At 63.9% G+C, this 11,124-nt stretch carries 9 protein-coding genes; 3 read left to right on the top strand and 6 right to left on the bottom strand.

Annotated features, from left to right (window positions below):
- Positions 1-74 precede the first annotated feature (74 nt).
- Positions 75-860 carry an IclR family transcriptional regulator gene (locus AC4FWB_RS11515; RefSeq protein ID WP_491026115.1) on the top strand — a complete coding sequence of 262 codons (786 nt, stop codon included), beginning with the start codon at positions 75-77 and terminating at the stop codon, positions 858-860.
- Positions 861-982: 122 nt separating this feature from the next.
- Positions 983-1,819, top strand: coding sequence for an amidohydrolase family protein (locus AC4FWB_RS11520; RefSeq protein ID WP_491026116.1), 837 nt, complete (start codon positions 983-985; stop codon positions 1,817-1,819).
- A 7-nt stretch (positions 1,820-1,826) separates the two neighbouring features.
- Here AC4FWB_RS11520 and AC4FWB_RS11525 read toward each other — a convergent pair whose 3' ends face one another.
- Genes AC4FWB_RS11525 through AC4FWB_RS11535 form a run of 3 tightly spaced genes read right to left on the bottom strand, consistent with a single transcriptional unit; the run spans position 1,827 to position 4,677 of the window.
- Complete coding sequence (locus AC4FWB_RS11525) at positions 1,827-2,954, bottom strand: extracellular solute-binding protein (protein ID WP_491026178.1); 1,128 nt, start codon at positions 2,952-2,954, stop codon at positions 1,827-1,829.
- 14 nt (positions 2,955-2,968) lie between these two features.
- The gene (locus AC4FWB_RS11530) at positions 2,969-4,123 is read right to left on the bottom strand and encodes a CaiB/BaiF CoA transferase family protein (RefSeq protein WP_491026117.1); all 1,155 of its coding nucleotides are present in this window, start codon (positions 4,121-4,123) and stop codon (positions 2,969-2,971) included.
- A gap of 2 nt (positions 4,124-4,125) precedes the next feature.
- Complete coding sequence (locus AC4FWB_RS11535) at positions 4,126-4,677, bottom strand: MaoC family dehydratase (protein WP_491026179.1); 552 nt, start codon at positions 4,675-4,677, stop codon at positions 4,126-4,128.
- Positions 4,678-5,177: 500 nt separating this feature from the next.
- On the opposite strand from AC4FWB_RS11535, the gene AC4FWB_RS11540 reads away from it, so the two are divergent.
- On the top strand, positions 5,178-6,062 hold the full coding sequence (locus tag AC4FWB_RS11540; protein WP_491026118.1) for a hypothetical protein: 885 nt from the start codon (positions 5,178-5,180) through the stop codon (positions 6,060-6,062).
- 23 nt (positions 6,063-6,085) lie between these two features.
- On the opposite strand, the gene AC4FWB_RS11545 is transcribed toward AC4FWB_RS11540, so the two are convergent.
- The 3 genes from AC4FWB_RS11545 to AC4FWB_RS11555 form a co-directional block, all read right to left on the bottom strand.
- Complete coding sequence (locus AC4FWB_RS11545; RefSeq protein WP_491026119.1) at positions 6,086-7,609, bottom strand: hypothetical protein; 1,524 nt, start codon at positions 7,607-7,609, stop codon at positions 6,086-6,088.
- 72 nt (positions 7,610-7,681) lie between these two features.
- Positions 7,682-8,791, bottom strand: coding sequence for a glycoside hydrolase family 5 protein (locus AC4FWB_RS11550; protein WP_491026120.1), 1,110 nt, complete (start codon positions 8,789-8,791; stop codon positions 7,682-7,684).
- Positions 8,792-8,810: 19 nt separating this feature from the next.
- Positions 8,811-10,964, bottom strand: coding sequence for a GumC family protein (locus tag AC4FWB_RS11555; RefSeq protein ID WP_491026121.1), 2,154 nt, complete (start codon positions 10,962-10,964; stop codon positions 8,811-8,813).
- Between the last annotated feature and the right edge of the window lie 160 nt (positions 10,965-11,124).

Raw genomic sequence — 11,124 nt, forward strand, 5'->3', positions numbered from 1 at the left:
GTCAAGCCGAAACTTCTTCCCAATGAAGGCGCTCTTGCGTATATGAAGATACAAATTCACCAGAGAGGCATCCGGTGCAGGAAGACGAGGAAGACCGCTATCGCGCGCCGGCTCTGGACAAGGGGCTGGACATTCTGGAGCTGCTGGCCAGCGTCGATGGCGGCCTGACGCAGGCCGAGATCGCCAAGCGGCTGGACCGCAGCCCGAATGAGTTCTACCGGATGCTCGACCGGCTGGTGAAACGCGGCTACGTGACCCGGCCCGACGGTGACCGCTATTCGCTGACGCTGAAGCTCTTCGGGCTCGGCCAGCTGCATGCGCCGGTGCGCAGGCTGGTCTCCTACGCAACCTCGATCATGCGCGAACTGGCCGAGACGTCGTGGCAGGCGAACCAGCTTGTCGTGTTCGACCGCGGCAACGCCGTGGTTATCGCCCAGCAGGAGGCGCCGCACTATTGGGGCATCTCGATCCGCGTCGGCTCGCATATCAGCCTGTTCGACACCGGCTCGGGCCATGTGCTCTTGGCGTTCCGCTCGCCGGAAGAACGCGAGATGATGATCGCCGAGCACCTGCGCACCAATGAGGAGATGAAGCAGTCGCCGGATTTCTTCGCCCGCCTCGACCAGGTGCGCGAGCGCGGCTACGAGATGATGGCCTCGCTGCAGACGGCCGGTGTCTACAATCTGTCGGCACCGGTGATCGGCTCCGATGGCCGAGGCATCGCTGCGCTCACCATCCCCTATATCACGCTGGTCAATGCGCCGACCGCGCCCGACATCACCAGGACGATCGCCCTGCTTCAAGCGGCCGCGACGAAGCTGTCGCAGCTTGCCGGGTCGGATATGCAGATGCGGATATAATTCTTATTTGAATGATGAATTCTCCCGTGAAATGATCGAATCCATGTTTTGATGCATGTCGCTTCCGCAAAACCGCTGCACAGTTTTGGGAGACATGCATAAGCGCGACAAGGGAGGAAGCCATGATCGTCGACACGCACCTGCATCTCATCGACAAGGCGGCGCTGCGCTATCCATGGCTGTCCGGGGTGCCGGCGCTCGATCGCGACTTTTCCCAGGATGAATACGCCACCGAGGCGCGCCGCGCGGGCATAGAGCTGGCGCTGCACATGGAGGTCGATGTCGACCCGGCTGATATCGAGGCCGAGACGGCTCACGTCGAGGGATTGTCGAAGGAGCCGAGCAGCCTGGTGAGGGGCGCGATCGTCTCGTGCCGGCCTGAAGAGGCTGGCTTCGCATCCTGGCTGGACAAGGTGAAGGCGGATCCTTTCGTCAAAGGTTTCCGCCGCGTGCTGCATGTCGTGCCCGACGACGTCTCCGAGGGCGCCCTGTTCCGCGAGAACATCCGGCGCATCGCCGGCAGCGGGCTGACCTTCGACCTCTGTGTCCTGCCGAGGCAGATGAGCCAAGCGATCGCGCTCGTCGACCTAGCGCCGGACGTGCAATTCGTGCTCGACCATTGCGGCGTGCCCGACATCAAGGGCAAGGCCGAGCACCCCTGGCGTGAGCAGATCGCCGAGATCGCGCGGCGCCCCAACGTCGCCGGCAAGATTTCCGGCGTCGTCGCCTATGCCGATGCCGCGACCTGGACCGCCGAGATGTTGCGGCCCTATGTCGAGCACACGATCGGAAGTTTTGGTTGGGATCGCATCGTGTGGGGGAGCGACTGGCCGGTCTGCACTCTGGGCGGCGGGCTGCTCGGCTGGGTGGCGGCGACGCACGCGCTCCTTGCCGGCGCGAGCGAGACCGAGCGCACGAAGCTTTTGTCCGGTAACGCGAAGAAGCTGTGGCGGCTGTAATGTCAAACTAGCCGGCGGTGGCCGGCGCGAAACTCTCTCGGAACAGGCGATTGATGTCGGCGACGACGCGGCGTGCGTCCTGCCTGCCGGCAAGGCCCTCGCTGAGGCGGTCCGACGCGGCCTGCTGGAACGCCATGTAGCCGTCATGGCGCGGACGCATCCAGGCGCCTTCCAGCGTTGCCCGCGTGGCGCGATAGAAGTCGCCGGTCGCGGCGTTGACGGCCTCGTCCTCCCAGGCGGCTGCATGGCCGGGCTGGCCGCCGGCGGCGGCATAGGGTCCGCGCTGCACGTCGCCGCTGGCGATCCAGTAGGCGAAGTCGATCGCTTCCTTGCTCGCCTTTGAGAAGGCTGAGACGGCGATGCCGGTGCCGCCGAGGGCGGAGCCGATCGGGCCGTTGCCGCCCACGACAGGCATGTCGCAAAAGGCAAGCCGGTGCGGACGGAACTCGGCCTTCGCATAGGGAACGTAGCCATAGATCAGCGGCACGCAGGCGATGCGCGAGCCGGCCTCGGCCATTTTCTCGAACACCGCGATCGGATCCATGGTCAGGCATTCGGGATCGACGAGTGCCGTGATCTCGCGCAGCATTTCGAAGGCGGTCTCGCCGGTCTCAGGATCGGCCAGGTCGCCTGATCCGTCGACAACGCATGGCCGGCCGAGATCGGCGGCAAGCGTGTAGAAACACATCAGCGAATGGGGCGGCCTGAGCGGTAGAAGCACGCGACCCGGCTGGGCGAGTTCCAGCACTTCGGTCCAGAATGTCGGCGCGGCCTCGATCAAATCCGGACGCCAGGCCTGCACCTGGGTCGCGGCATCGATAGGGAAGGCCCATTGCCGTCCTTGCCAAGTATAGCTTGGGTAGGATCGGCCGACACTTCCCTTCGCCAGCGCCGCGCGGTCCGCCTCGCGGCCCGGCACGTCGAGCGGCGCGAGACACTTCTCGGCGGTGATCTGGCCGACATGCGGATGATCGATGACGATCAGGTCATAGGCGCGGGCGAGCTCTTCGACCGGAAAGGATTCGAAATCCTGCAGCGAGCGCTTCTCCCATTCGATCGAAACGCCGGTCTTTTCCTTCCAGAGCCGGGAGCAGGCGACCATCGGATCATAGCCGCGCGGATGGCTCCAGGTCATGCCTTTGAGCGACGTCACAGTCCGAACTCCTTACGGATCTTTGCGCTGTGCTCGCCGACGCGCGGCGCCGCCCGCTCGACCTTGGCGCGCACGCCGTCGACCCTCAGCGGCGACCGGGTGGTGTGGATCGCAACACCGTCCTCGCGCGTCACGGTCTGCAAGAGGTCGAGCGCCTTGAAGCCGTCGCTCTCCAGCATCTCCTTCCAGTTCAGGACCTTGGCGCACCAGATGTCGGCCGGCTCGAGGATCGCCAGCCATTCGTCGACCGACTTCTGCGCGATGCGTTGCGCGATGATCGCCTTGATCTCGTCGCGGGCGGTGAACCAGGTCGACGGCTGGTCGCGATAGGGCGCCAGCGCCTCGATCTCCAACAGGTCGGCCAGTTTCGGGATCGGCGTCATGGCGATCGCCAGGAAACCGTCCTTCGCCGGATAGACGCCGTAGGGCGCCGCCAGATAGGCGTGAGCGCTGCGGAAGGACGAGCGGCGCGGCAGGCGCCGTCCGTCGTTGAGATGTGTCGTCAGGACCTCGAACTGGAAGTCGATCAGCGCCTCGAGCAGGCTGGTCTCGACATGGCCGCCTTCGCCGGTGATGCCGCGCCGCACCAGGGTGGCGAGGATGCCTTGCGCGCAGGCAGCACCAGCCAGCATGTCGGCAATCGCCAGGCCGAATGGGACCGGACCCTGATCCTCGTCGCCGTTCAGCCACATCACGCCGGAGCGCGCCTGGGCAAGCAGGTCCTGGCCCGGACGCTTTACCCATGGGCCTTCCTCGCCATAGCCGCTGATCGAGGCATAGACCAAACGCGGGTTGAGCGTGCGCACATGCTCATAGTCGAGGCCGAGCCGTTCGATGACGCCGGGCCGGAAATTCTGGATCAGCACGTCGGCTTTCGCGAGCAGCCCGCGCAGCGCTTTCAGGTCGTCCTCGTTCTTCAGATCGACGGCAAAACTTTCCTTGGCCCGGTTGATGGCGTGGAAGATGGTGGAATCGCCGCCGATCTCGGTGTCGCTGAGATAGAGCCGGCGCGAAAGGTCGCCGCCATCGGGCCGTTCGATCTTGATGACGCGGGCGCCGAGGTCGAGGAGCCGGAGCGAGCAGTAAGGTCCCGACAGGAACTGGCTCATGTCGATGACGACAAGGCCGGAGAGCGGCAGGTCGGCGGCCATGATCACTTCTCCGTCTTGCCGGCGAAGTCGGCCGGGTTCTTGTACTTCACCGTCTGCAGGTGCTCGCAGTAGAGCACCAGCTCGCCTTCCCCCTTGAACACTTCGTAGCTGGCGCGGATCAGCCCCATGTCCTTGTAACGAGGCTTCTTCTCCATGTTGGAGCGGATCGAATAGATGGTGTCGCCGATGAAGACCGGCTTGATGAAGCGGAGCTTGTCGTAGCCGTAGGAAAAGGCGTTGACGCAGTTGGTCGCGACGAGGCCGAGCCCGGCGGAGAAGACGAACGCGCCCGCCACCAGCCGCTTGCCGAAAATGCCTTCGCGCTCGGCGAACATCTGGTCCTGCACGTAAGGGTGGATGTCGAGCACCAGGGTGTTGAAGAGATGGCTGTCGCCTTCGGCCATGGTGCGCCGGAGCGAGCGGATCTTCTGGCCGACCGGCCAGTCCTCATAGAACCAGTTTTCGGCGTTCCACACCGGCAGCTCGGCGTGATCGGCCGGCATGTCGGAAGGGCGTGTCGAAGCGACGCCGACGGTTGGCGGGAAGCTGGTCATCATCCTGTTCGTCCGCTGTCGGAGAATAGGCCGCGCCGTCCGAGCAAGGCCGGAGCCGGACGCGATCGATCCTCCCTGAATCTTCTCTTGTGAAGATTATATTCACATATGAGATTTCGGTACAAGCGGGGTCGGGTAGAAATTTTGGCTGCGCGGTTGCGCCGTCGATAGCGCCGTGTTGGTCGGGAATTGCGGCAGCATCCTGCAGTGGCTCAAGGGCTGATCGCAAAGGCTGGGGGCAAGGGGCAATCAGGGAAAGGCCTGCATTGGCTCTCCACCGGATTCACGCGAAAACAAATGATTATTAGTCGATCCTACAACCATTAACTATCTTTGGAGTTGTAGAATTTGGAGGCTCAGTTGTGGCGGAGGAGCGCGGCACGGCGTCGTGAGATATGGCCAATAAAATTGGCTTCGCCGGCAGCGTAATTCGTTAGTAATCGATCGTCAGGATAATACCGACCTCGACCATTTTTGGTGCCCTTTTTCTTGAGTCGACCATGGCGGTTCTCGGTGCATTTCCTCCCGGTGTCGGCTGCCGACCCTTCGACGAGGGAGATTGGGAAGGCGTGGCGGATTGCCTGCACAGGGGCTTTCCGGAACGCAGCCGAGGCTATTGGATAGAGGCGCTGACGCGTCTGTCGCAGCGGCCCGCGGTCGCAGATTTCCCGCGCTATGGTTTTGTCCTCGAGAAGTCAGGCCGGATCGTCGGTGCCGTGCTCACGCTCTATGCCAGGCACAGGAGCCTGGAGGGCGACGAAATCCGCTGCAATCTGTCGAGCTGGTCCGTGGACGCGGAGTTCCGGCCCTATGCCAGCAGGATGATCGCGACGGTCATCATGCGCAAGGACGTGGTCTACACCAATATTTCCCCGTCACCCGGGACGGTGAAGCTCAACAAAGCATTCGGTTTTCGGCTGTTTTCCGGCGGACAGGTCGCCTTCCTTCCGGCTTTCAATTCCGTGCCGCCGTCGGACCGCGTGCTGGAAGCCCATGCGGACCTCGCCGAAATGGCTGAGCTCACCGACAATGAAAGATACATACTGCTCGAGCATGCCGCGCTTGGCTGCCTCTCGCTGATCTGCATTTGCGATGGCGCAGCGCTGCCCGTTGTGCTCAAGCCGCGCCGGATCTTGCATGGCCTCATGCCGTGCTGCCAAATTGTCTACTGCCGTTCGCACGCGGACCTTGTCCGCTGCGCCGGGGCCCTGGGGCGCTTTCTCCTGCGGCGTGGGAAGCTGCTTTGCCTCGTCGACGCCATGGGGCCTGTTCCCGGTCTGTCGGGCAGGTATTTTCCGAAGAAGGGGATCAAGTATTTCAAGGGTCCGAAACAACCTTCGCCGGGAGACCTGACGTTTACCGAGATGGTGCTGTTCGGCTCCTGAACGACATCGCGCAGCCGGCTGAATCAGCTGGGCGAACCAGCTCGTGCCGCTGCGGCCATGCGCCAGCGTGTTCCGAGCGAGATCCCGACGAGCAGCAGGCAGAAGGCGAGGGCGAGCGGGGAGTAGAACGCTTCCTCCTGCAGCACGGCGTTGGCCGAGATGGTGACGATGCCGACAAAGCCGAACAGGAAATCCGGGTCGCCGGTTTCGATGAGCTGCCGCCGCAATGCCACCGCCAGCGCCGCCAGGAAGCCGAAGAAGACGAGGCTGCCCACGCCCATCTGGTAAAGCATGACGCCGACCGCGCTTTCGACCGGGACGGAGGCGGCACCCTCGGCCTGAGCGCTTTGCCAGTTGAGATTGATGCTGGTGCTCGACAGATTGCCGCCGAGACCCAGTCCTTGCCCGAGCGGGTCGGCCAGAAAGTCGCGCATGCCGGCAATCAGGCCGAGGACATGGTAGTCGCCATGCGTGGCGCCGTAGGCGATCGCCGCCGTCGTCCAGACCACGGCCAAGGCGATCGCGGCCATGAGCGCCAGACCGGCGCGGGAGGGGCTGTAGATCAGCCGCACGGCGATCGCCACGAAGAGCATGAAGGTGGCGCCCTTGGAGCCGATGACGAGCAGCAGCGGCAAGGCCGCGAGAGGCAGCAACCATCGCCCTCTGAAGAGAAGCCAGGCCGATATGATGCTCAAGGCGTAAGCATAGCTGATCGGATGGAAGTTCGGGCCGCCGATGCGGAAGACGCTCGGCAAGATGTCGTTGAACAGCGGCGTGTTGAAGAAGGTCGTGGTCATCACGTCCTCGATGCCGCGATAAACGAAACCCGTTTCCTGGAGCGCCTTCTCCCACACGCCGGTCTCGACCTGCCGCGATATGCTGCGCTCGACATATTGGTCGCCATGGAAGAGGCCGAGGAAATCCATCGTGAAGGTCAGCTCCGCATAGCCATAGACGATCGCGCCGGCGCCGAGCCAGAGCATGCTTTTGCGCAGATCGACGGGATAAAGGCTGGCGGAGAGGACTGCGATGTGAAAGCAGGCGAGCGGCGTGATCGTGTTGCGGAAATAGACGACCGCGTCCTTGGGGCCGCCATGCACGACACCGAGGGCGAAATAGAAACAAACCGTGCCGCACAGAACCATGCTCAGCAGCAGCCATGGCCGCAATTCGATCAGCGCGCGCACGCGGTGCTGAAACGAGGCGGCAAGGAAAATGCCGAACGCGGTCATCAGGATGATGAAGTTCGTGCCGCGCAGCGTGTCGAATGTGTCGTTGTCGGGAATGTAAGGGGTGAACCAGGCGACCACTAGGTTCTGGTAGAGGAAGGCGCAGATGATCAGCACGGGAACGCCCGAAGGCATCGCGTTCGCGATGATCAGCGTCAGCACGAAGGTCGCGGCGATCCCGAACGGAGTCCAGACGGCAAAGGAGGAGACGGCGAGCGCAACGACAAGCAGAGCCGTGCCGACATGCAGAAGGGCTTCCGACGTGGCCCTGCTAGGCATGTCCGGTCCGACGGGCGAATAGGCCTGCGTCGTGCTCATTTCTGGCCCGTTGCGGTCATTGCTTGCTCCAGCCAGCGTTTATGGCGCATGTCGTCCACATCCGTTTCCCGCTCAACTGCCAAGGAGCGCGGCAATCATCGAGCGGTCGAAGCCTTCGACACTCTGCCTGCTCCTGATGAAGCCGAAACCCTGATCGAGTTCCCAATAGGTCCATGCAACCTGATTGGCTTCCGCCGCCTTGCGCACGGCGCGCACCCAGGACGCGCGGCTTTCGGCGTCCACGCAGAAATTGAGCACGCCGAATTCGTTCAGCATGACCGGGCAGCCGTGGGTAGCGGACCAGCGCGCCACATCGGCAAAATCCGCAGCGATCCGCGCCTCCGTCCAGGGCGTCGACAGTTCGTCCTCGACGAGGTTGGCGGCCTCTTCGTCGCCGGCCGCACGCAGTTTGGAGAGCAGCTGGTTCACCTGCGCCGTTTCCTTGACCGCGGGAAAGGGCAGGTTTGCGATGCGGGCGAGCGGCGAGGCATCCCAGTTCTCGCATTGATGGGTGAACGCCATGGGCGCGTAATAGTGAACCGCGGCAATCTGGTTGTCGTCGGCGAGCGGCGGCGTGTCGGCGATTTCCCAGATGCCCTGAAACCGCGCCGGTCCCCAGACCAGCGTGTGGAGCGGACAACTCGCTCGCAGCGTCGCGGCGATCTGTTCGCGCAGCGCCAGCCAGTTGGTCCGTGCCATGGGCGGCTCGTTCAGGAGCTCCGGATAGACCCAATCCGCCGGCAAATCGGCGACGACGACACGCAGCGCCGTCCAGGCCCGGAGCACCTGCCCGCCCGCAGCACCGGGATCGCTCCGGAACGCCGCCACCAGCTTGCCCGAGGGGTGCATGTCGAGCAGGACCGAAAAGCCCAAACCGACAAGGTCCCTGATCCCGTTCTGAATGCGGCGAAGCGTTGCCGGGTCGCCGCTGGAGACGAGGTCGGCGTTCACCGGCAGCCGGATCGTTTCGAACCCCGCCTGGCGCAGCTTCTCAAGCGTGGCCGCGCCGGGAGCAGGCCCATCGTCACGATCGAGCCATCCGGGAAGGTTGAAGCCGCGCGACGGAACGCGGGCGCCGCTCGTCGCCAGCGCGGCGGACCTCGGCAGGGGGGAGGTGGCGAAAAGGGCTCCGGCGGCGAGCGCCAGCGCATGTCGCCGTGACATCTTGGGCGGTGATGTCATCGATGCACCGCCTCCACGCTTATCCCCGGGCGGCGGAGCGCCGTTCGCCGGCCGCGTGTGGACCGTCGATCGCTCCGGCCGGCCGCGCGCCGTCCGGCGCAACGACAAGAGTGGCGCTGCGGCCGATCTGGCCGGCGCCGAATTTTTGCGCGATGAGCTTGGCGGCCTCGGAAGGCTGCTCGGACGGGCTGAGCGCCAGAAGTGCAAGATCGGCTTTGGCGAAGAGTGCAGGGTTCCAGCCGTCCTCGTTGAACGAAGGCACGGTCACGAGCACGAAATCGAATGCGCTTCCGGCCTCGGCCAGAATGCCGCGGAAGGTGTTGCGATCCGCAACGCCAGGACTTTTCTCCGTCACGGAGCTGCAAACGACCGTCCGCAGGCCGGTCGCGCCATCGATGAACACTCCGGCTCCGTCCGTCGTCGAGCTGGACAGATGATCGCCGATTTCCACCATCAGCACATTTTGATCGGCCCGTTGAATGCCGATGCCCAGCATCGCGCCCGCAATCCTTGCCTCGAAGCTGCTGCGGATCGACGACACGAGGATGACAAAGGGTTTGCCGTGGTCGTTCAAGTGCAGGACCATCTGCCGCATGATCTTCAGGACGTCGAGCGAAAGCGTTTCGTTTCCGGTCTGGAACAGCTGCTTCCTGATCGCCTTGATGTTGGCATAGGCGGACCCGCCGGCAACGCCAGGCAGACGGTATTCGCCGAAATTGGCTGGCATCGGCAATGGCTTAGGGCTGACAGGCGCGCTGTCCTTGCGGTGCGCGACCGGCTTCGGCGCGGCATCCTTCGGCGCCTGCGGATCCTCTTCCGGCTGCGGGATCGGACCAAGCGCGAGCGCGAGGCCGCATCCGGCGAGAAGCCCCAGAACGGCGCTCACCAAGAGAAGCAGGACCGGCTTCGGCCATGTCGGCTGCACCGGCGGCGAGGCCACGCCGATCTTGCGCGCCTCGGAGGTCTGCACGCCCTGCATCTGGGAGGTTTCCTGCGCGCGCTTGAGGTAGTCGTCGAGCACGGCGCGCGCGGCCTGGGCCTTGGATTCCAGTTGCCGTAGCTGCACCTGCGCGATGTTCGAGTTGGTGGACTGTTGGCGCAGCGCTTCAAGCTTGTCCTGCAGCTTCCCGACATTCTGCACGGCAAGATCGTAGCTGGCCTTGAGCTGCTGCCTGATCCGATCGGCTTCGGCGGCCATCAGCCGCGTCATCCGCTCCAGTTCGGACTGCAGGCGCCCAATGGCCGGGTGACGCGGTCCGTACATGGTCTGCAGGCTGGCAAGCTCGGCGGCGCGCTGGTTGTAATCGTCGCGCAATTTTATGGCGGAGGTGGAGGTCAGAATGTCCGCGAGCTTGGCGAGCCCGGCCGGCGAGTTGCCCGCCGCCAGCGCCTGGTTGTAGCGGTCCTTGGCCTGATCGGCATCGCCCTGGGCGGCTATCAGCTGCGCCGTGAGCTGATCGAGCTGCGACTGCAACGTGCCGCCATCCGTCGAGTTCACGATATTGTGCTTCGTCTTGAAATCCTCGACCGCACGCTCGGCGTCGCTGACGTCCTTCTGCAGGCCGGAGATCCTGTCCGTAAGGAGCGTGTTCACGTCGCTGTTGGCGGTCTCGCGTTCCCCCACGAGACCCGCCCGGTACTGGTCGACGATGGCATTGGCGATGCGCGCGGCCTTGTCCGGCGACGGCGAGGTGAAGCTGACATTGATGACGTAGGTAAGCCCTTCGCGCTCCACCGATACCTTGCTCTGAAAGCGCTTGAAAGCAGCATCCTGCCGGGAGGTCGCGCCGGCTCCGAATACCGACAACAGACGCGACATCAGGCCGACGCCGGCAAACTCCGGATCGCTGTCGAGCTTCTGGCTTTTGAAGACGGAACCTAGCAGGTCGGGCGACTGGATGACGAAGACCTGACTGGCGATGGCCGCGCTGTCGGAGCCGATCCCGGGAAGCACGTTGTTGAAATTGGTCGCGCGCGTATCGCGGGGGTCGATCAGTATCGAGGCGGTCGCCGTATAGCTCGGCTTCGTCACTGCAAGATAGGAGAGTGCCAGCAGCAATGTCGCGCCGGCGATGGCAAGCACCATCAGGCGACGCGCCCAAAGGATGGCCCAGACGGCACCTATGTCGAACAGCGGCGGGAGAGTGCGCTCGTCGATGCTGGCTGGCTTCATATTGTCCTCATGCAGAGCCGCGATCTCACGACCTCACGCGTCGCCACATTATTAAGGATTATCGTTAGCCATCCGTTAAGGGTGGCGGCGTGAGGATGCTTTTGGTGTGGGCGATGCCGGTAACCATGCGAAGCGTTCGTGCTGGCGCGATTGCGGCATT

This window comes from Mesorhizobium sp. LEGMi-168a, assembly GCF_058312955.1.